22 protein-coding genes are annotated in these 18,847 nt (G+C 66.9%); 18 read left to right on the top strand and 4 right to left on the bottom strand.

Going from position 1 to position 18,847, the window contains the following annotated elements:
- Nucleotides 1-208: 208 nt before the first annotated feature.
- From DOL89_RS23945 to DOL89_RS23920, 5 genes are all read left to right on the top strand, one after another.
- Entirely contained in the window at nucleotides 209-4,552 is a 4,344-nt protein-coding gene (locus DOL89_RS23945) for a strawberry notch family protein (protein WP_119681878.1), read from the top strand.
- Nucleotides 4,552-5,616 carry a DUF7146 domain-containing protein gene (locus DOL89_RS23940; RefSeq protein WP_119681877.1) on the top strand — a complete coding sequence of 355 codons (1,065 nt, stop codon included), beginning with the start codon at nucleotides 4,552-4,554 and terminating at the stop codon, nucleotides 5,614-5,616. Before DOL89_RS23945 ends, DOL89_RS23940 begins: the two co-directional genes overlap by 1 nt.
- Before the next feature lie 327 nt (nucleotides 5,617-5,943).
- Entirely contained in the window at nucleotides 5,944-6,879 is a 936-nt protein-coding gene (locus tag DOL89_RS23935; protein WP_119681876.1) for a DUF2493 domain-containing protein, read from the top strand.
- Nucleotides 6,880-7,024: 145 nt separating this feature from the next.
- Complete coding sequence (locus DOL89_RS23930) at nucleotides 7,025-7,465, top strand: hypothetical protein (protein ID WP_119681875.1); 441 nt, start codon at nucleotides 7,025-7,027, stop codon at nucleotides 7,463-7,465.
- Nucleotides 7,466-8,041: 576 nt separating this feature from the next.
- Nucleotides 8,042-8,374 (top strand): DUF736 domain-containing protein, encoded by a 333-nt coding sequence (locus DOL89_RS23920; RefSeq protein ID WP_119681871.1) that lies wholly within the window; start codon nucleotides 8,042-8,044, stop codon nucleotides 8,372-8,374.
- 184 nt (nucleotides 8,375-8,558) lie between these two features.
- On the opposite strand, the gene DOL89_RS23915 is transcribed toward DOL89_RS23920, so the two are convergent.
- The 4 genes from DOL89_RS23915 to DOL89_RS23900 all read right to left on the bottom strand — a co-directional run bounded on the left by DOL89_RS23915 (nucleotide 8,559) and on the right by DOL89_RS23900 (nucleotide 12,297).
- The gene (locus DOL89_RS23915) at nucleotides 8,559-9,581 is read right to left on the bottom strand and encodes a sodium:calcium antiporter (RefSeq protein WP_119681874.1); all 1,023 of its coding nucleotides are present in this window, start codon (nucleotides 9,579-9,581) and stop codon (nucleotides 8,559-8,561) included.
- A complete protein-coding gene (locus DOL89_RS23910; protein WP_119682015.1) occupies nucleotides 9,578-10,831 on the bottom strand; it encodes a cytochrome P450 in 1,254 nt (417 codons plus the stop codon). The genes DOL89_RS23915 and DOL89_RS23910 overlap by 4 nt, the downstream gene beginning before the upstream one ends.
- Nucleotides 10,832-10,954: 123 nt before the next feature.
- Nucleotides 10,955-11,431 carry a signal peptidase II gene (gene lspA, locus DOL89_RS23905; protein WP_205574753.1) on the bottom strand — a complete coding sequence of 159 codons (477 nt, stop codon included), beginning with the start codon at nucleotides 11,429-11,431 and terminating at the stop codon, nucleotides 10,955-10,957.
- On the bottom strand, nucleotides 11,428-12,297 hold the full coding sequence (locus DOL89_RS23900) for a cation transporter (RefSeq protein WP_119681873.1): 870 nt from the start codon (nucleotides 12,295-12,297) through the stop codon (nucleotides 11,428-11,430). The genes lspA and DOL89_RS23900 overlap by 4 nt, the downstream gene beginning before the upstream one ends.
- Before the next feature lie 48 nt (nucleotides 12,298-12,345).
- On the opposite strand from DOL89_RS23900, the gene DOL89_RS23895 reads away from it, so the two are divergent.
- From DOL89_RS23895 to DOL89_RS23840, 13 genes are all read left to right on the top strand, one after another.
- The gene (locus DOL89_RS23895; protein WP_119681872.1) at nucleotides 12,346-12,702 is read left to right on the top strand and encodes an ArsR/SmtB family transcription factor; all 357 of its coding nucleotides are present in this window, start codon (nucleotides 12,346-12,348) and stop codon (nucleotides 12,700-12,702) included.
- A 150-nt stretch (nucleotides 12,703-12,852) separates the two neighbouring features.
- A complete protein-coding gene (locus DOL89_RS25295; protein WP_225890116.1) occupies nucleotides 12,853-13,035 on the top strand; it encodes a hypothetical protein in 183 nt (60 codons plus the stop codon).
- A 104-nt stretch (nucleotides 13,036-13,139) separates the two neighbouring features.
- Entirely contained in the window at nucleotides 13,140-13,472 is a 333-nt protein-coding gene (locus tag DOL89_RS23885) for a DUF736 domain-containing protein (protein ID WP_119681871.1), read from the top strand.
- 188 nt (nucleotides 13,473-13,660) lie between these two features.
- A complete protein-coding gene (locus DOL89_RS23880; protein ID WP_119681870.1) occupies nucleotides 13,661-13,912 on the top strand; it encodes a helix-turn-helix domain-containing protein in 252 nt (83 codons plus the stop codon).
- A gap of 126 nt (nucleotides 13,913-14,038) precedes the next feature.
- Complete coding sequence (locus DOL89_RS23875) at nucleotides 14,039-14,302, top strand: DNA -binding domain-containing protein (RefSeq protein ID WP_119681869.1); 264 nt, start codon at nucleotides 14,039-14,041, stop codon at nucleotides 14,300-14,302.
- 128 nt (nucleotides 14,303-14,430) lie between these two features.
- Nucleotides 14,431-14,751: a transcriptional regulator domain-containing protein gene (locus DOL89_RS25290; protein ID WP_162937867.1), complete on the top strand. Its 321-nt coding sequence runs from the start codon at nucleotides 14,431-14,433 to the stop codon at nucleotides 14,749-14,751.
- Complete coding sequence (locus DOL89_RS23870; RefSeq protein ID WP_119681868.1) at nucleotides 14,699-15,202, top strand: DUF2285 domain-containing protein; 504 nt, start codon at nucleotides 14,699-14,701, stop codon at nucleotides 15,200-15,202. The genes DOL89_RS25290 and DOL89_RS23870 overlap by 53 nt, the downstream gene beginning before the upstream one ends.
- Nucleotides 15,203-15,343: 141 nt before the next feature.
- Nucleotides 15,344-15,628 carry a helix-turn-helix transcriptional regulator gene (locus DOL89_RS23865; RefSeq protein ID WP_119681867.1) on the top strand — a complete coding sequence of 95 codons (285 nt, stop codon included), beginning with the start codon at nucleotides 15,344-15,346 and terminating at the stop codon, nucleotides 15,626-15,628.
- Nucleotides 15,629-15,649: 21 nt separating this feature from the next.
- A complete protein-coding gene (locus DOL89_RS23860) occupies nucleotides 15,650-16,867 on the top strand; it encodes a replication initiator protein A (protein WP_119681866.1) in 1,218 nt (405 codons plus the stop codon).
- Nucleotides 16,864-17,502 (top strand): ParA family partition ATPase, encoded by a 639-nt coding sequence (gene parA, locus DOL89_RS23855; protein ID WP_119681865.1) that lies wholly within the window; start codon nucleotides 16,864-16,866, stop codon nucleotides 17,500-17,502. The genes DOL89_RS23860 and parA overlap by 4 nt, the downstream gene beginning before the upstream one ends.
- Nucleotides 17,499-17,753 (top strand): hypothetical protein, encoded by a 255-nt coding sequence (locus DOL89_RS23850; RefSeq protein ID WP_119681864.1) that lies wholly within the window; start codon nucleotides 17,499-17,501, stop codon nucleotides 17,751-17,753. The genes parA and DOL89_RS23850 overlap by 4 nt, the downstream gene beginning before the upstream one ends.
- Entirely contained in the window at nucleotides 17,750-18,268 is a 519-nt protein-coding gene (locus DOL89_RS23845; protein WP_119681863.1) for a DUF2840 domain-containing protein, read from the top strand. The genes DOL89_RS23850 and DOL89_RS23845 overlap by 4 nt, the downstream gene beginning before the upstream one ends.
- Nucleotides 18,265-18,810 (top strand): S26 family signal peptidase, encoded by a 546-nt coding sequence (locus DOL89_RS23840; protein WP_225890115.1) that lies wholly within the window; start codon nucleotides 18,265-18,267, stop codon nucleotides 18,808-18,810. Before DOL89_RS23845 ends, DOL89_RS23840 begins: the two co-directional genes overlap by 4 nt.
- The last annotated feature ends 37 nt before the right edge of the window (nucleotides 18,811-18,847 follow it).

Genomic DNA, 18,847 nt, shown 5'->3' with positions numbered 1-18,847 from the left:
GATTGTCTTGGTTGGCGAGTCTAGCCTCCAAACGGATGGATCAGAACCAGTTCCTGGGCTGGAGTTGGGACCGTCGGCCGCCAGCGCCCGCACGCGAAGGACGATGCCGTGATGAGAGCGAGAGGCCTGCCGGGACGGGTTCGAGCCGGTGCGGTCAGAGAGAGCGCCGATCGGCTCCGCCCGTTCCCGCTCTCCCGAGGTCTCCTGCATGACACGTCCGATCCCCTTGGCGGCGCTCGACGCCGCTGCCCGCCCTGCCGTTCCGATCCACCCCGCTCCGCGCATCTTCGATGCCGCCGGTCTGCTCCTCTCCCATCTCGAACGGGGCCGCATCATCGACGCACCCACCTTGCGCGCCGCGATGGACGCCGCCTTCGGCGGGTCCGACGCCGAGGGCGTCTGGGACTGGAAGACCGCCTATGATGCCTGCGAAGGCACGGCTGTCCTGTTCCTGCGCAGATACGGCAAGGCGATTTTCCGCAAAGCCGGTTCTCCGGCCGCCACGCTGCCGCTGCTGGCGAAGGTCGCGGATCTTCTGCCGTCGCACACACGCCGCTCCGAAGAGGGCGAAGCTTTCCAGCAGTTCTCCACGCCGATCGCCCTCGGCTTCGCCGCAGCGACGGCGGCTGCGATCACGGGTGAGGATCTCGTGCTGGAGCCGTCCGCCGGCACGGGTCTCCTCGGGATCCTCGCCGAGATCGCCGACGGCACGCTCGCGCTCAACGAGCTCGCCGGGGCCCGCGCCGATCTTCTCGCCGCACTCTTCCCGGCCACCCTCGTCACCCGTTTCGACGCCGCCCAGATCGACGATCACCTCGACGCGAGCGTCGTGCCCAGCGTCGTGCTGATGAACCCGCCCTTCTCGGCGATGGCGAACGTCTCTGGGCGCATGGCGGACGCCGCCTGGCGCCATGTCGCCTCGGCGCTGGCGCGCCTGGCGCCCGGCGGGCGGCTCGTCGCCATCACCGGCGCCGGCTTCGCGCCCGATGCTCCGAGATGGCGCGACGCCTTCGTCCGCCTGCAGGGGTGCGGCCGCATCGTCTTCACTGCCGCCGTCGACGGCCGTGTCTATGCGAGGCACGGGACGACAATCGACACGCGGCTCACCGTGATCGACAAGGTTCCGGCCGACGATCCCGCGTCCTTCCCGGCCTCGCCGGGCACGGCGCCCGATGTCGCCACGCTGCTCGCGTGGATCGAAGCTCATGTGCCGCCGCGCTCGCCGGTGTCGCTTCCCGAGAAGGTGCCCGTCTGCAAGGCTACGCGGCGTGTGGAGACCGGCCTGCCTGCCGATACCCGTACTCCCACGAAGACAGCAACGACGTTCCAATCCGGAGGTGAAGAACTCGCCTACGAGACCGTCGACTGGGTGCCGGCCGGAGGCGTGCACCTCACCGACGTCCTCTATGAGGACTACGCGCTGCAATCGATCCGCATTCCCGGCGCACAGGCGCATCCGACCACGCTCGTGCAATCCGCGGCCATGGCCTCGGTGGCACCGCCCAAGCCGAGCTATCGCCCGCACCTGCCGCCGCATCTCGTCGCCGACGGCACGCTGTCCGACGCCCAGCTGGAGAGCCTCATCTATGCCGGCGAGGCCCATGCCCAGCACCTCGCCGGCGCTTGGGCTGTCGATGAGACCTACGATGTCGTCACCGCGGCCACCGACGACCACGACGGCGCCGTGCGCTTCCGGCGCGGCTGGTTCCTCGGCGACGGCACCGGCGCGGGCAAGGGCCGGCAGGTCGCCGGCATCCTGCTCGACAACTGGCTCAAGGGCCGCCGGCGTGCGGTCTGGGTCTCAAAGTCCGACAAGCTGATCGAGGACGCGCAGCGCGACTGGTCGGCGCTCGGCCAGGAGCGCCTGCTGGTCACGCCGCTGTCGCGCTTTCGCCAGGGAACGCCGATCCGTCTGGCGCAAGGCATCCTTTTCACGACCTACGCCACGCTGCGCTCCGACGAGCGCGGAGCGAAGGTTTCGCGCGTCCAGCAGATCGTCGACTGGTTGGGCTCCGACTTCGACGGAGTGATCGTCTTCGACGAGAGCCACGCCATGCAGAATGCCGCGGGTTCGAAGGGCGAACGCGGCGAGCAGGCCGCCTCGCAGCAGGGCCGCGCCGGGCTTCGTCTCCAGCACGCGCTGCCGGACGCGCGCGTCGTCTACGTTTCGGCGACCGGCGCCACCACCGTGCACAATCTCGCCTACGCCCAGCGTCTCGGCCTCTGGGGCGGCGAGGACTTCCCCTTCGCCACGCGCGCGGAGTTCGTCGAGGCGATCGAGGATGGCGGTGTCGCCGCCATGGAGGTGCTGGCGCGCGACCTCAATGCGCTCGGCCTCTATCAAGCCCGCTCGCTCTCCTACGCGGGTGTCGAATACGAGCTCATCGAGCACCGGCTCACGCCGGAGCAGCGGCGCATCTACGACGCCTACGCCGGCGCCTTTGCGATCATCCACAACAACCTCGACGCCGCCATGCGGGCGACCAACGTCACCGGCGACACCGGAACGCTGAACGGCCAGGCGAAGTCCACTGCCCGCTCGGCCTTCGAGAGCGCCAAGCAGCGCTTCTTCAATCACCTCATCACGGCGATGAAGACGCCGTCGCTGATCGGTGCGATCGAACGGGATCTCGAGAACGGCCACGCCGCCGTCGTGCAGATCGTCTCGACCGGCGAGGCGCTGATGGAGCGCCGGCTCGCGGAGATCCCGACCGAGGATTGGAACGACGTCCAGGTCGACATCACCCCGCGCGAATATGTCCTCGACTACCTCTCGCACTCCTTCCCGGTGCAGCTCTACGAGCCCTTCACCGACGGCGAGGGCAACCTCTGCTCGCGGCCGGTGTTCCGTGACGGCCAGCCGGTCGAAAGCCGTGAAGCCGTCGCCCGGCGCGACCGGCTGATCGAGAAACTCGCCTCGCTGCCGCCGGTGCCCGGAGCGCTCGACCAGATCGTCCAGCGCTTTGGCACCGAGATGGTGGCCGAGGTGACGGGCCGCTCGCGGCGCATCGTCCGGAAGTCGGGCGCCGACGGCAGGGGCGACCGCCTCGCCGTCGAAAGCCGCGCCGTCGCGGCCAACCTCGCCGAGACACAGGCCTTCATGGATGACGCCAAGCGAATCCTGGTCTTCTCGGACGCCGGCGGCACCGGGCGCTCCTACCATGCCGATCTCGCCGCGAAGAACCGGCGGCTCAGGGTCCACTACCTGCTGGAGCCGGGCTGGAAGGCCGATGCCGCCATCCAGGGTCTCGGGCGGACCAACCGCACCAACCAGGCGCAGCCGCCGCTCTTCCGCCCGATCGCCACCGACGTGAAGGCGGAGAAGCGCTTCCTCTCGACCATCGCTCGGCGTCTCGACACGCTGGGCGCGATCACGCGAGGGGCACGCCAGACTGGCGGCCAGGGCCTGTTCCGCGCCGAGGACAATCTCGAGAGCGCCTATGCGCGCGATGCGCTGCGGCGGCTCTATTTGCTGATAGTCGCCGGCAAGGTCGAGGGTTGCCCGCTCCAGGTCTTCGAGGAGACGACCGGGCTCAAGCTCACCGATGCGAACGGCGCCAGGGACGAGTTGCCGCCGATCACCACCTTCCTCAACCGCGTGCTGGCGCTGACCATCGACCTGCAGAACGTCCTCTTCGCGAGCTTCGAGCAGCTGCTCACCGCCCGGATCGAAGGCGCGATCGCCAGCGGAACCTACGATATCGGGCTGGAGACGCTGCGCGCCGAGCGCTTCACCGTCACGGACCGACAGCCGATCCACACTCATCCGGCGACCGGCGCGGTGACGACGCTGCTCACCATCGCGCAACGCGAGCGCAACCGGCCGGTGACGCTCGACGAGGCGCTCGATCATCTCGCCGACCCACGCGCAGCGCTGCTGGTGAACGACCGCTCCGGCCGGGCCGCGGTGCGCATCCCGACCACGAGCCTGATCGACGACGATGGCTCGGTCGAACGCCGGGTTCGGCTGGTCCGGCCGATGGAGGCGACTAACGTGGGGCTCTCTGTCATGGGCGATACCCATTGGGTCGAGGCCGATCGCACAGCCTTCGTCCAGGCATGGGAGAAGGAGGTCGCGTCGGTGCCCGAGTTCACCGACAGCACGATCCACATCGTCGCCGGCCTCCTGCTGCCGATCTGGAAGCGCCTGCCCAACGAGTCGACGCGGGTCTACCGGCTTCAGACCGACACGGGCGAGCGCATCATCGGCCGCAAGGTCTCGCCGGCCTGGGCAGCGACCGCCGCGGCGGCGGGTACGATCGCACTCTCGCCAGCCGATGCTTTCGCTGCGGTGATGGACGGGCGCACCGTCCTCGACCTCGCCGAGGGCCTTCAGCTTCGTCGCGCCCGCGTCATGGGTGCAAACCGGATCGAGCTCACCGGTTTCACCGAGACCATGCGCGACCGTCTCAAGGCCGATGGGCTTTTCGGCGAGATCATCTCCTGGAAGCTGCGCCTCTTCGTGCCGACGGACGCCTCGGGTCCCGCGATCCTCGCCAAGGTGTTGGACCGCTTCCCGCTCGAGCGCATCGCCGAACGGGAGGTCGCGTGATGGCCCGGGACGCCTCGGACCTGGCCCGCCGCCTTGGCAATCACGCCGAGGCTGTGTGCCGCACCTATCTCTCCAACGGACGGCGCGAGGGGCGTTACTGGATGGTGGGCGATGTCCGCAACACGCCCGGCCGCTCCATGTTCGTCCGCTTGACCGGACCCGAGTCCGGCAAGGGGGCGGCCGGCAAATGGACCGACGCCGCCACTGGAGAGCACGGCGATCTGCTCGACATCATCCGCGAAGCCCTCGGTCTCGTCGACTTCCACGACATCGCCGACGAGGCACGACGCTTTCTCAGCTTGCCGCATCCCGAACCGCACCGGGCGGTGCCAGGGCGCAAGGCAGCTCCCACACCGACGGGATCGCCGGAAGCGGCACGGCGTCTTTTCGCCATGGCACAACCGATCGCAGGCACCCTCGCCGAGGCGTATCTCCGGAAACGCGGGATTACGACTTTGTACGGAACCGGATCGCTGCGTTTCCATCCGCGCTGCTACTACCGGCCGGACGAGCACGCGCCGACAGAGGTCTGGCCTGCGATGATCGCTGCCGTCACTGATCTCGCCGGGCACCTGACCGGAGCGCATCGCACCTGGCTCGATCCGGAAGGCTTCAGCGAGGCGAGGCTCGGCAAGGCGCCGATCGGCACGCCACGACGCGCCATGGGCGACCTGCTCGGGCAAGCCGTGCGCTTCGGCGTGGCCGGCGAGACCATGGCGGCCGGCGAAGGCATCGAGACCATGCTCTCGCTCAGATGCGTCCTGCCCGCCATGCCGATGGCGGCGGCGCTCTCGGCGGCTCATCTCGCCGCCCTGGCCTTCCCGCAGGCGCTGCGCCGGGTCTACATCGTCCGCGACGATGATCCGGCCGGCGACGGCGCCCGGGATCACCTCGTCGAACGGGCCGAGGCGGCCGGGATCGAGGCGCTCACGCTGTCGCCGCGGCTGGGCGACTTCAACGAGGATCTCCGCCTGCATGGTCTCGGCACCCTCAGGGCATCGGTGCGGGTCCAGCTCTCTCCAGAGGATGTTGCCCGCTTCATGGAGATCTCCGTCCCGGCCTGAACGGCGAGGCGGCAGGGGTAGCGGGATCGGCGTCACCCTCTTCGCCGCGGGCTGTTCCCATCCGCTGCCGGAGAGGGCCGCGCCTCGGCCTTCTAGAGGGCGACCGGACGGCAGCCGGTCCGGGCCGGCAATGGCTCCGACCGGTTCTTTTCCGCCGCAGCCCTCCGGGCCGCTTTGCAGCGCGAAGCAAAAGAACCGGCCTCCGCCATCCTCCGCTGCCGCTCCAGCTCGTCCGCTCCGCTCCCGAGTGCAGGCCCGCTCCGCCCACCGTCTTTCGGCGCCACGAAGGCCGCGGCGGGCGCGGCCAACCGACACGGGAGCATCCCCATGACGAACGAAGACGACGACACCTTCGAGCCCCACCACAGCGCATCACCGACCGATCACGTCCTGACCGAGCTCCAGCTCTACGGCTTCCGCCCCTTCCACAACGAGCCCGACCCCAGACCGCTCCCCGAAGGCAACGCCATCGCCGGCGCCGTTGCCGACATCTTCGACGCCCTGATCGCCACCATGGGTGACACGCGCCTCGAGCCAGACCTCGAGGACCTGCTCTGGTCGACTGTCAATCTCTTCCACCGCGCGGTCCACCGGATCGAGCGCGAGCTCGACGACAACGAGCAGGCGCAGCGCCGCAGCCAGAGGGAACAGGACGGCTCCGAGGTGAAATCGGTCGATCTCGAGCGCCTCACGGCTGAGGGGCAGACCCTGATCGAGCGCCGCAACGCCTTCGAGCTGATGCGCGACCAGGCCGCCGAGCACTTCGAGCGGCACACCGGCTCGTCCTGGCGGCCACGCAGCGGCTCCATGGTCAATCATAAGGCCATGACATCGGCGATGATCGACAGCCGCGACTTCCTCGCCGCGAAGAGGCGCGCCGAAGCCGAGGTGCTCCTGCCGGCGGGCCCGAAGGTGGCCGTCACCGGCGGGCTCGACTTCAACGACCATCACCTGATCTGGGCGAAGCTCGACCAGGTCCACGCCAAGCACCCCGACATGGTGCTGCTGCATGGCGGCTCGCCGAAGGGCGCCGAACGCATCGCCGCCCGCTGGGCCGATCACCGGAACGTGCCGCAGATCGCCTTCAAGCCCGACTGGACCAGGCACGCTAAGGCCGCCCCCTTCAAGCGCAACGACGCGATGCTGGAGGTGCTACCGATCGGCGTGATGGTCTTCCCCGGCACCGGCATCCAGGAGAACCTCGCCGACAAGGCAAGGAAACTCGGCATCCCGGTCTGGAAGTTCGGCAGCGGCGGCACGTGAGCGCCGCCGTCCCCAAATCCCTCGAACGTGCACGGCGCGCGGATTTCCGCTCCCGCCGTCGCACATCTTCGGCTATGCTCGCAGTGGCGCCGTGGTGGTGGTGGAAGGCGCGTCCCATCGATCTTTCGTCACGGAGGCCGCCACCATGATGATCCTCGGCATCCTTCTCAGCATCGTCGCCATCGGTTTCTTCTGCTGGCTCCTGTTCACGCTGGCCGTCTTCGCGCTGCCGCTCTTTGCGGGCGTGACGATGGGCGTCTGGGCCTACCACGCGGGCGCCGGCTGGCCCGGCGGCATCGCCGTCGGCGCCGTGGCCGCCTTCCTGACGCTCTTCGTCGGTCAGATCGTCCTGATGCTGGCGCGCCCCGTCTGGCTGCGCGTGGGCGTGGCACTCGCCTTTGTCGCACCCGCGGCCATCGCCGGGTTCTACGCCACGCACGGAATCGTCAAGCACGCCATGCCGTCGGAGACGTGGCAGCTCATCTTCTCCGTGATCGGCGCGATCGCCGTCGGCATCACCGCATTCGTGCGCGTGACGACCTTGGCCGCGCCCGCGCCGACGGGGCAAAGCATCGCACGCGCCTGAGCGCACTTGCCGGGCGAGCGCCTCAATCTTACCTTCGATCCGTTCCCGTCATCCTGTCGGCAAAGCTATCGCGGCGATCGGAATCGTCAGCAAGGCTCATGACGACGTTGCTCTCGGGCGCTGACAACGGAGCCTCCTAAGGTGCGGACCGGACACGAGGGTGTGAGGCGTTCCCCGGACCGCCGATCCCTGGTTCGGACGTGAACGGGCGTCTTCGGGTCTGGACGGCAGCCGATCTCGTCAGCGACGTCACCGCGACCTGTTCTTGGTCGAGAATGGCCGCCTTCATCTCCTTGAGTTGTCCCTGCTCGTCGACCGCTCCAAACGGCCTCTCAATGGGCTGATCTGGCCGAAAGTCGGCTGCGCCTCGATCGCCTATGCCGCAACGGCGCCGATCGACTTTCTTCCCCTGAGCGCTGCGCGCCCATTCCTCGCGAGCCAAGAAAGTCGCTCTCGCGCCATCCTCCGCTGACGCTCCGGCCCGCAAGCGGGTGCGCCGTCGATCGCCTTCGGCCCGCCGATCGCCATCGAGGCCGCAATGGTGCGGGCTCGGAGCAGAGATCAAGGAGAACGACAATGGCGACCATCGGCACCTTCAAGAAGTCCGGCAACGAGTTCACCGGCGAGATCGTCACCCTCAGCGTCCAGACCAAGAACGTCCGCATCGTCCCCGAAGAGGGCTCGACCAACGGCAACGCCCCCAGCCACCGGGTCTTCGTCGGCCGCGCCGAGATCGGCGCCGCCTGGTCCAAGCGCTCGAACGAGGGCCGCGACTATCTGAGCCTCAAGCTCGACGATCCGAGCTTCACCGCTCCGATCTACGCCAACCTGTTCGACGACACCGTCATCGAAGGCGAGGAGAGTTACAGCCTCATCTGGTCCCGCCCCAGCCGCCGCAACGGCGACTGAGCCGCCTGATCCATGCCCCGCCCGGTCCAGACCGGGCGGGGCCAGCTCCTCGGCGACCGAAGCGGTGCTGCCAAGCGTTTGCGCCATCCCTTTCCGTGACTCAGGATTGCGACTCCAGATAACCTATAAAGCGGTCAGCCGCGCGAGGATTGTTGGAATTGTCATCCCAATTCCATGGGACTTCTTATCCCTGCGGCGACAAACTACCGCCGAAGGGCCGCACCCAAAAGACGACCAGAACCACGTACACCACATAAACAACAGGGAAGATCAGCACCTGCCAACGCCGAAAGCCGGTTTCTCGCCCGCCCCACCAGAGAAGCGCCGCATAGAGCGCAGGCATGACAGCCACGAAGGTCAGGCTCACCCAGTAGAGATGCAGATTACCGATCGGCATTGCGATGATCGTCAGCGGGATGAAGGCCATGGTCATTGTTGCCGCCATGTCGCCTATCACGTCTGTCACTGCCGCCGTGATCTGCCCCCTGCGGGCAAGGCTCCATGTGGCGAAGACCTCTGGCAGCGCCGCCACAGGTGCGGTGATGAACAATCCGCCGACGATTTTCTGAATGCCGAGGACGCTCACGATCTGTTCGGTCGAGAAGACGATGAAATAAGCCCCGACCGCGAGCGCGGCCACGCCGCCGCCCGCGAACCATTGTTCGCGCCGGGTCCATTCGATTTCCTGCCCCTTCTCGCGACCGCGCAAAAGCGCCTGCGCGAGGTAAGCCAGATAGGCGAGAAGCAGAATCCAGCCGTCAACCGGCTGAAGGCCCCGCCACGGCGCCGGAAGCGTGAGCAGTGCGACCAGGGCTAGAATGCCAAGATAAGGCAGCGCCTGCACCGTGATCGCGCCGGGGTCCACGGGCAGGAAGTGCTCACGCAGATCCCGTTCGTGATCGCGGTGCTCGTTGCCGAGTTCCTTCTTCCGCGTGGCAAGATAGGCGGTGACCACGAAAATTGGCACAACTATGATGTTGGCGCCCAGCATGGCTCCCAGTCCAATATCGGCAACACCGCGGATGGCGCTCGTGACGTTGATGCCGATCTCCGGGCTTGCGGTTGCAAGTCCGATAAACGAGCCTCCAGCGGCGACGGAGAAGCCCCACTGCCGCCGCAGCTTCTTTAGTGGGTCGGCCAGGTGTTCCGCCCCCCAATGCGCCAGCCATACGGCAGCGAGAAGAACTCCGGCCCAGACAGCGATCACGACTCCCTCCGGGGTCTGACGTTGCTCATCACGAACCGGCTCTCTGGCAGGGCCGGCAGTCTCGTTGCATCGATCTGCAGATCCTGCTTCGGCACGTCGTAATCGATCTTCGCCGCGAGAAATTTACAGGACACCTTCATAAGCTCGATCGTGATCCACTCGCCGGGGCAGCGGTGGTTCAGGTCGTGGTCGCCGCCTCCCTGCGGAATGAAATTGAAGGGACTGCCATCCCAATTCCGAAAGCGCTCCGGCCGGAACTCCTCCGGCGAGTCCCAGGCTCGCGGATCGCGATTGGTGCCGTAGAGGTCGAGCATCACGCGCCGTCCCCTCGGAAACTGATACCCGTTCCAGTCGAAATCACGCCTTGCGCGCGCCATCACCGCGGGAAAGAACGGATAGAAACGCCGGACCTCCTGCACGAAGAACTCCAAACTCTCATCGTCGGTCCGAAGCTCCTGGCGACAGGCCGGAAAACGATGCAGAGCGTGCGCGGCAAATGTGATGAAAACGGAGACGGCGACGGTCGGCCGCAATATGTTCAGCAGTTCCACCGCGGCGACGCGTGGGCTCAACAGCGCGTTGTCCAAGTCCCGCCACGTGGCGACTACAAGCGCCGCGCTTTTTTCTGGCGGGTTCAGGCGGCCGGCACGAACCTGCTCTATGACGTCCTCGATCCACCGTTCCGAGCGCATGCGGGACAGGCGCGACCACCAGTGCCTCGGTCCGATCGCCCCCGCGTCGTCGAACAGCGCCGTGAGCTGTGCGGTGCGCCGACTCACCTCCGGCTCAGGCAGTGGAACGCCGGCCCATGCGCAAACGGCTTTCGTCAGCAGCTCTTGCACCTCATCATAAAGGACGACCCGGTCCATCGTTGCCCATTTTTGAGCGTAGACGCGCCACAGGCCGTCGACCAGCTCTCGCAAATGATCGATCCGCTCGGGCGCCATGAGCGACATGAACATCTGCTTGCGGTGCCGATGCACTTCGTCGTCCAGCCCCTGGACGCCGCCCCGGCCGAGAAGGGTCTTCTGTATCCGTCCTGGCATGGCGCCGCGCCGGACGAACAGATCCGGCCGATAGAACAGTTCGGCCGCCTCGGGACCGGTCATGCAGATCGTTTTGCGGAGCAGGATTCGCGCGAGGAAGAGATCGGCCCCGTATCGGCGGCACCTCTTCGAGATGAAGCCGTATGGGTCCAGGAACAAGGCAAGGGTGCTATCGAAACTCTCATCGCGCGGAATAATGGTCACGATCAATCTCTCAGGCAGTCTGGCGAATTCATTGAGTACGGCCGCTCCTCGGACACAGACTCATTCCCAGTGACCGACGGTGCGCCCACTGCAGGCAGACCGTTGCTTGCGCCTCCATCCCCCTTAAGCTTTCGCAGGCCCTCGCTCTTCCTTCGCGCGAAAGCCGTCCAGCACCAGCATTGCCGCGCCGCAGACCACCGCGACGTCGGCAAGGTTGAAGGCGGGCCAGTGGTAGGCTCCGAGATGGAAATCGAGAAGATCGGTGACGGCGTGGAAGCGTACGCGATCAACCACATTGCCGAGAGCACCGCCGATGACCAGCCCAAGCGCCGCGCTGATCACCCGGCTTTGCGAGCGCCACAGCCAGACCGAAAGCCATGTCACGATCGCAGCGGCAAGCAGGACCAGACCCCACCAAGGCACGACCCCGCCGAGCATTCCGAAGCTGACACCATCGTTGCGGACGAGAACGAGGTTCAGGACCGGCAGGATCTCCACGCCGCCCGCGAGCCGCGGTGAGTCCAGAGCAAGCGCCTTGCTGCCCTGATCGAGAACAAGCGCCGTAGCGGCGCAGACTACTCCCAGCAAGCGACCGTTCATGCGCTCGCTTCCAGATCGGCTCTCGCATCGCGGATGATCGACCACGAGGATTGCAGGAACAGCCCGGCGATCACCGCCGCCACAACGAGGTCGGGCCACGCCGTGCCGCTCCAGGCGACCAGACCCGCCGCGACAACGACGGCGGCGTTGCCGATCGCGTCGTTGCGCGAAAACAGCCAGACTGCTCGCACATTGGCGTCGCCGGTCCGGTGGGGCAGCAACGGAAGAACCGCGACCACGTTGACGACGAGCGCGATCACCGCGAACAGACCCATCAGCTCGGCCTCGGGCTGCTGCTGCACCAGCACCCGATATGCCGTATTCGCGAGGACCCCGAGGCCGAGCGCGCCAAGGAACAGGCCCTGGATCAATGCGGAACGGGCCCGCCAGACCAGGCTCCAGCTGATCGCCAGCACCCCAAGGAACGTGATCAGGCCATCACCGAGGAAATCGAGGGCATCTGCTTTCAGCGCCTGCGAACCGGAGATGAACCCGCCAAACATCTCTATAATGCCGTAGCCGACGTTCAGCAGGATCACAATCCACAGCGCCCGCCGATAGGCCTGGGTGGCGTGGGCTATGTCCTTCGGAAGATCGTCGATGTCGCCTTCGTGATCGACATTGGGGCCGCCCATGCGGTCCAGCCGGTAGCCGATCCCAGTCACGGCGCGCTCCACTTCCGGCAGTTGTGCGGCCGGATCGGAGACATGCAGCGTCATGACTTGCGTTGCGGTCGAGACCTTCACTTCCTCGGCGCCGACCGATCGAACCGCCTTCTCGATCTTTGCGGCGCAAGAGGGGCAGTCCATCCCGGTAACGCGGTAGCGCACCGGGTCGGGATCGCTTATTGAAGCTGTTTGGTTCATCGAACATCTTCCAGACGATACGACCCCAACATATCATTGGTCGCTGATATGTCCACCAGAGCCGTTTCCCCGCTGCTAAGCCACACCAGCGCCGTCGAACTGCATGCAAAGCTGTTCCGGGGGCTGGCGGACCCGTCGCGGCTTTCGATCCTCAAGGCCCTATGCAGTCGCGGGCTGACGGTAGGGGAGATCGTTGCAGCGACCGCGCTGTCCCAATCGAATGTCTCGAATCATCTGCGCTGCCTGAGCGAATGCGGCTTGGTGACGGGCGAGCAGCGCGGACGCTTTGTCCACTATCGGCTCTCCGACCCGCGCATTGATCAACTGCTGAAACTTGCCGGGGAACTGCTGACCGATACGGCGCAGGCGGTAGATCAGTGCTCGAACTATGAAGGCGATGGTTAAGCTGACCGCGCGGAAACGTCCCTTGTTGCGGCCCTCCGCAACGCGTACGCACGCTCGCCTGCCGCCCAGTTCGGATGCGTCGGCGAACGGATCGGGTTGCGCTTGAACGCTGTGGAGCAGTGCCCGGCAATCTGAAAAGCATCAGTCGCCATGTCCTTCGTCCCCTTGCCGATCGCCCGCTACAAACTGCCTCTCAATGGGCTGATCTGGCCGAAAGTCGGCTGCGCCTCGATCGCCTATGCCGCAACGGCGCCGATCGACTTTCTTCCCCTGAGCGCTGCGCGCCCATTCCTCGCGAGCCAAGAAAGTCGCTCTCGCGCCATCCTCCGCTGACGCTCCGGCCCGCAAGCGGGTGCGCCGTCGATCGCCTTCGGCCCGCCGATCGCCATCGAGGCCGCAATGGTGCGGGCTCGGAGCAGAGATCAAGGAGAACGACAATGGCGACCATCGGCACCTTCAAGAAGTCCGGCAACGAGTTCACCGGCGAGATCGTCACCCTCAGCGTCCAGACCAAGAACGTCCGCATCGTCCCCGAAGAGGGCTCGACCAACGGCAACGCCCCCAGCCACCGGGTCTTCGTCGGCCGCGCCGAGATCGGCGCCGCCTGGTCCAAGCGCTCGAACGAGGGCCGCGACTATCTGAGCCTCAAGCTCGACGATCCGAGCTTCACCGCTCCGATCTACGCCAACCTGTTCGACGACACCGTCATCGAAGGCGAGGAGAGTTACAGCCTCATCTGGTCCCGCCCCAGCCGCCGCAACGGCGACTGAGCCGCCTGATCCATGCCCCGCCCGGTCCAGACCGGGCGGGGCCAGCTCCTCGGCGACCGGAACAGGCCACCTCCGCCCTGGCGAGACAGAGACGCTACGCGCGATTTGCGCTGGCACGGCTTAGCAAGAACGACTATTTCAGTCGTATTCGTGGCACGTGCGTCTGTGTCCGTAGGAGGTGATCATGCATGATCACCGCCCGACAGACACGGGCCGCGCGCGCGTTGCTGGGTTGGAATCAGGAGACGCTCGCTGACAAGGCCCTCGTATCGCTGACCGCGCTCAAGCGCCTTGAGTCCGAGAACGATCTCAAGGTGCATGAATCGACGCGCGATCAGGTGCGCAGGGCTCTCGAAGCGGCCGGCATCGTCCTGCTTACCTCCGACCGCGGCGAGGGAGTGATGATTGTCCGGTATTCCGCCGATAGCACGATGCCTTGACGCCAAATGCGCGGCGTTGAGCGATCCTTCGCCCGAGACTGATCCGGAGACGCTCATTCGTCCCGGTGCAGGGGCGACATGGCTAAGCAATCACTACCGGGGCCTAGTGCAACTTAGAGGGCTTGCATGACGCAACGTGACTTCATGGACTGCCCGCCGGACAGCCCGACGCTCACCGATTACGACCGGCGACAGATGGTCACCTACATTCGCCTCCTCGATGCCGAGGCGGACGGCGCCGACTGGCAGGAAGCTGTCTCGATCCTCTTCGGACTCGATCCCGATCGTGAGCCCGAGCGCGCCCGCCTCGTCCACGATACCCATCTCGCCCGCGCCCGCTGGATGAGCGCGCACGGGTACCGCCATCTGGTCAAAGAGGGGCGCCACTAGTTTAGCCTCCGCGACAGAGGTGCAGCCGCTGCAACGTGTGTTGCGCCGGCCGGGACTTCCACGAGCCGTCTCCAATGGGAATCGTATCAGCCTGAGTGTGAACGACCCATGCGAGCCTGGAGACGCTGATGAAGCCTGACACGTCCCGCTGGCGATCGTCCTCGGCCTACGACTACATGAACGACCTCATCCCATCGGATCTCGCCTGGGAGTGGCTGCGTCGCAACGCCGCCTACCAGAACGACTACGCAGAGATCGAAAGGCGGCCCGACGATCGCGAACGCCTGATGAACTTGGCGCGGCTGCGCTGGGGGCTTCGATTTCCCTGTCCGCCCGACATTCGATGCGACCGAGACGCCTGTGTTCTGGGCGCCCGAAGCCGATCCTGGGACGGTGATGCTCACCGCCACACCGACGCTTTCCGGGATTGTCCCCACCTCGCCGGCTGACCTCGATCCCGTCACTGCTCGCCTCGGCGACGAGGGCCTGCACATCGTACATGGCGCCGGCTCCGCCGCCATCCACGTGCTGGTGGTGGGCGATGCTCGGCCCGGCCAGCCGCTCGCCGCGCTCCTGCCGCTCGACGCCGATGCGCCCGACCGGCTGGAAGCCCTCGCTCGCCTGGTGCACGGCCTGGACCGCCCGCCCGCGCCGCCGGACACCCGCCTAACGACGCAGCGGCGTCGCCGTCTCAAGCACATGCTCCAAGCGGTCGACGGGCGCACCGCCGGCGCGACCTATCGCGAGATCGCCGAAGTCATGTACGGCCGGGGCCGCGTCGCCTCCGATCCCTGGAAGAGCTCCGCCCTGCGGGACGCCACGATCCGCCTCGTCCGCGACGGGAACAGGATGATCGACGGCGGCTACCGCCAGCTCCTGCGCCACCGACGCCGACCCTGACGCTGCACCTGAGTCTCCGACGGGGGTGCGTTTTTCTGACCCCCGTCTTCGCCATCCCCCCTCGCGGCCGCCCTTCGCCATCGTGGCCCTCGTTCGCCGTCGACCTTCGGCGATGCGAACGGAACCCACGGAGGCCCGATCATGTCCGCCACTCCAGCCGGCTTGCCGCCGCGCTTTCTCAGAACCCCAGAAGCTGCCCGCTTCCTCGGCCTGTCCGGACGGACCCTCGAGAAGCATCGCACCTACGGGACCGGCCCCGCCTATCGCAAGCTCGGCGGCCGCGTCGTCTATTCGCTCGAGGACCTCCAGTCCTGGGCCGATCTCGGCGCCAAGAGCTCCACTGCCGACCCCGGCCGCGGCACCGTGCTCCCCGCCAAGCGCCACGAGGGTTTGCCGCCGGCCCATGCCGGTCGAGCCGGCCGCTGATCGTCGCGGACGGCTTTCACAATGCCGGCACGACGTCGCCTGACATCCGAGCGCGACCAGCTCGAGCTGTTCCACGCGCTTCCCGGCGATCTCGCGCCCCGAGACGCGCAGGACCTCATGGCCTATCCCTTCTTCAGCCTCTCCAAGTCGCACCGGACCGCACCGATCGACTTCCGGTCCGGCGACGTCACCATCCGCGTCGAGGCCGTGCCCGAGCACGGGATGGCGACCATCTGGGACGCCGACATCCTGATCTGGGCCGCGAGCCAGATCGTCGAAGCGCGGGACGCCGGCCTGCGGACGTCCCGCCTGATGGCGGCGACACCCTACGAGATCCTCACCTTCATCGGGAGAGGCGTCGGTGCGCGCGATTATCAGCGCCTCAAGGCTGCGCTCGACCGGTTGCAGTCCACCACCATCGCGACATCCATCCGTCAGCCGGCCGAGCGGCGCATGCACCGCTTCTCCTGGATCAACGAGTGGACCGAGCGGACTGACGGACGCGGGAACGCCGCCGGTATTGAGCTGATCGCACCTGACTGGTTCTATCGGGCCGTCCTTGACGACGCGCTCGTGTTGACGATCGACCGGGCCTATTTCCGGCTCACCGGCGGCCTCGACCGCTGGCTCTATCGTCTCGTGCGCAAGCATGGCGGCAGACAGCGGGCTGGCTGGCGCTTCGACCTCCGTCATCTCCACCTGAAATCGGGAAGCCTTTCGCCCTTCAAGCGCTTTGCCTTCGAGCTGCGCGACATCATCCGCCGTCAGCCACTGCCAGGATATACGCTGTTCCTGGAAGTCGAGATCGGCGGGCGGGTTCTCCTCGCCTTCGAGCCGGCGGCCTGTGGAAAACCTGTGGGCGGCCTCGTGCTATCGGGAACCCCGACTATCGTGCCATCGGGAACTGGAGGCTCGTGCTATCGGGAACCCGAACCGGCCTTAAGTCTCGGCAGAGACACCGAAAATCGTCCCCTTAACTTAGAGTCTAACAAGGAATCTAACTTCTGTAGTGCGCGCGGCCCTGTGGAAGGGTTCGGTCGGCGCTCCGGAAATGTGCGACTGGAATCGGGTCTCGCAGGCCCGCTCCCGAACAGCGCCGAACCGCCGGCAACAAGCTGTTCGCCGCCTCCGGACGACAGAACTCCCGTTTCGTCCGACCGCAAACCGAACCCCGTACGCGCTCGGATTGCTGAGCGCCTACGTCGACCGCCGGAAAGAAAGCCGGGAGGGGAACGATGATCGTCGCCCTCCTTAACCAGAAGGGCGGCGTCGGCAAGACGACGCTGGCGCTGCATCTCGCCGGTGAATGGGCCGGCAAGGGAAAGCGCGTCACCCTGATCGACGCCGATCCGCAGGGCTCGGCACTCGACTGGTCGCAGCAGCGTGCGCGTGAAGGTCTGCCGCGGCTGTTCGGCGTCGTCGGGCTGGCGCGCGACACGCTTCATCGCGAAGCGCACGAGTTGGCGCGCGATGCCGACCACATCGTCATCGACGGACCGCCTCGTGTCGCCGGGCTCATGCGCTCGGCGCTGCTTGTCGCCGACCTCGCGCTCGTCCCCGTTCAACCGTCTCCCTTCGACGGCTGGGCTTCGGCCGAGATGCTGTCGTTGATCGGCGAGGCGCGGATCTACCGTCCGGAGCTTGTCGCACGTTTCGCGTTGAACCGCTGCGGCGCACGCACCGTCATTGCCCGCGAGACCGCCGATACTCTCGCCCAGTACGACCCGCCAGTGCTCGCGACGACCATCGGCCAGCGTGTCGCCTTCGCCGGTGCCGCGCAATCCGGCCGCCTCGTCTCCGAGACGGACGAGAACGGTCCGGCAGCGCGCGAGGTCGCCGCCTTCGCCACCGAGGTCGGAAGGATCACGCCGTGAACGTTCGATCCTCGAAGTCCAGCTTTGCCACTCGTCCGGGCACCGCCGAGGCCTGGATCAAGAAAGCCGACGATTCGCCCGACCGTCGCGAGGCGGCCTCCGGCTTCACCGCCCGGCTGACGATCGACGCCACGCCGGAGCTGCGCGGCCGCATCAAGGTCGTCGCCTTCCGGCGCGGTCAGACCGTCGCAGACATGCTGCGCGGGCTGCTGGCCCGTGAATTTCCCGAGAGCCAGGGAGATGCTCCATGAGCGGCAACGCGGCAGCCCGCGTCCGCGGCGGCCCGCTGCCGGCCGCCGCCGCGCCCTTCACCACCTTCGTCGAACTGACGTGGTTCGAAGGGAAGATCGAGCACTGGACCAGGTTCGGCCGTGAGGTTCACGAACAGATCCTCGACCGGCGACGCCGCGTCGTCGGCTTCGCGCCCGACGCGACCTTCGCCTTCGTCCGCTGGGCCGCGAACGATTTCGGCACGATCCTCTCACGCATCGATATCGTGCGCGCTGTCGGCCCGGGCGAGCCGTATCAGACGCTGCCTTTCGTGCGCCCCGGCGGCGAGATCCTGCTGCGGATCGACGGCTGGCCCAAGGTCGAGCGGGTGTTGCAGGCCATCGACGCGATCGAAGCGCTCGGCATCGATCCCGTCGACGTCGCGCCCGACCATTGGCGCCACGTCCACAACCGTCTGACCGCAGGGTACGCGCCTCGGGCGTACGCGATAGGCCGACATAAAGCCTGGCTGAAGCGGCGGAGGGCGGGGCCGTGACCCGCCTGGCTTGGACCTTCGCCACCCTCATAGCGGCTATGGGCGTTGCCGCCACCGCGGTGATCGACATGCCGACCAAGCTCATCTGGAACGCGTCCGCCAGCACGCCGATCGGGCTGTATGCCGTGCAGCCGATCGAGCGGCTGGAGGTCACCGACCTCGTCGCCGTCGAGGCCCCGGAACCGCTCGCGAGCTTCCTCGCCGAGCGCGGTTACCTGGTCCCAGGCACGCCGCTGATGAAGCGCGTCGTCGGCCTTCCGGGACAGAATGTGTGCCGCATCGGTGGCACCATCACGGTCGACGGCATCGAGATGGGAGCGGCGCTCGAACGTGACCGCAGCGGCCGACCGCTGCCGGTCTGGCAGGACTGCCGTCGCATCGCCAGCGGCGAAGTCTTCCTCATGAACTGGCAGGTCCGCGACAGTCTCGACGGCCGCTACTTCGGGCCCATTCAGGCCAGCTCGATCCTCGGCCGTGCCGTTCCCCTTTGGACCGACGAGGACGGGACCGGCCGCTACGAGTGGCGCGCTCCGACCCACTGATCGCACCTGATCTCATCAACACTCGCTGCAGAAAGGA

This window comes from Indioceanicola profundi (assembly GCF_003568845.1).
Lineage (GTDB): Bacteria > Pseudomonadota > Alphaproteobacteria > Azospirillales > Azospirillaceae > Indioceanicola > Indioceanicola profundi.
The sequence above is the reverse complement of the archived record's forward strand: the minus strand, read 5'-3'. Positions and strand labels throughout refer to the sequence as shown.

Excerpts from the sequence above, each read along its gene's own strand:
- DOL89_RS23945 (WP_119681878.1), top strand. The coding sequence starts at position 209 with ATGACACGTCCGATCCCCTTGGCGGCGCTCGACGCCGCTGCCCGCCCT.
- DOL89_RS23870 (WP_119681868.1), top strand. The coding sequence starts at position 14,699 with ATGCTCACCGCCACACCGACGCTTTCCGGGATTGTCCCCACCTCGCCG.
- DOL89_RS25290 (WP_162937867.1), top strand. The coding sequence starts at position 14,431 with ATGAAGCCTGACACGTCCCGCTGGCGATCGTCCTCGGCCTACGACTAC.
- DOL89_RS23935 (WP_119681876.1), top strand. The coding sequence starts at position 5,944 with ATGACGAACGAAGACGACGACACCTTCGAGCCCCACCACAGCGCATCA.
- DOL89_RS23930 (WP_119681875.1), top strand. The coding sequence starts at position 7,025 with ATGATGATCCTCGGCATCCTTCTCAGCATCGTCGCCATCGGTTTCTTC.
- parA (WP_119681865.1), top strand. The coding sequence starts at position 16,864 with ATGATCGTCGCCCTCCTTAACCAGAAGGGCGGCGTCGGCAAGACGACG.
- DOL89_RS23860 (WP_119681866.1), top strand. The coding sequence starts at position 15,650 with ATGCCGGCACGACGTCGCCTGACATCCGAGCGCGACCAGCTCGAGCTG.
- DOL89_RS23845 (WP_119681863.1), top strand. The coding sequence starts at position 17,750 with ATGAGCGGCAACGCGGCAGCCCGCGTCCGCGGCGGCCCGCTGCCGGCC.
- DOL89_RS23920 (WP_119681871.1), top strand. The coding sequence starts at position 8,042 with ATGGCGACCATCGGCACCTTCAAGAAGTCCGGCAACGAGTTCACCGGC.
- DOL89_RS23885 (WP_119681871.1), top strand. The coding sequence starts at position 13,140 with ATGGCGACCATCGGCACCTTCAAGAAGTCCGGCAACGAGTTCACCGGC.
- DOL89_RS23865 (WP_119681867.1), top strand. The coding sequence starts at position 15,344 with ATGTCCGCCACTCCAGCCGGCTTGCCGCCGCGCTTTCTCAGAACCCCA.
- lspA (WP_205574753.1), bottom strand. The coding sequence starts at position 11,431 with ATGAACGGTCGCTTGCTGGGAGTAGTCTGCGCCGCTACGGCGCTTGTT.
- DOL89_RS25295 (WP_225890116.1), top strand. The coding sequence starts at position 12,853 with ATGTCCTTCGTCCCCTTGCCGATCGCCCGCTACAAACTGCCTCTCAAT.
- DOL89_RS23900 (WP_119681873.1), bottom strand. The coding sequence starts at position 12,297 with ATGAACCAAACAGCTTCAATAAGCGATCCCGACCCGGTGCGCTACCGC.
- DOL89_RS23875 (WP_119681869.1), top strand. The coding sequence starts at position 14,039 with ATGACGCAACGTGACTTCATGGACTGCCCGCCGGACAGCCCGACGCTC.
- DOL89_RS23895 (WP_119681872.1), top strand. The coding sequence starts at position 12,346 with ATGTCCACCAGAGCCGTTTCCCCGCTGCTAAGCCACACCAGCGCCGTC.
- DOL89_RS23940 (WP_119681877.1), top strand. The coding sequence starts at position 4,552 with ATGGCCCGGGACGCCTCGGACCTGGCCCGCCGCCTTGGCAATCACGCC.
- DOL89_RS23880 (WP_119681870.1), top strand. The coding sequence starts at position 13,661 with ATGATCACCGCCCGACAGACACGGGCCGCGCGCGCGTTGCTGGGTTGG.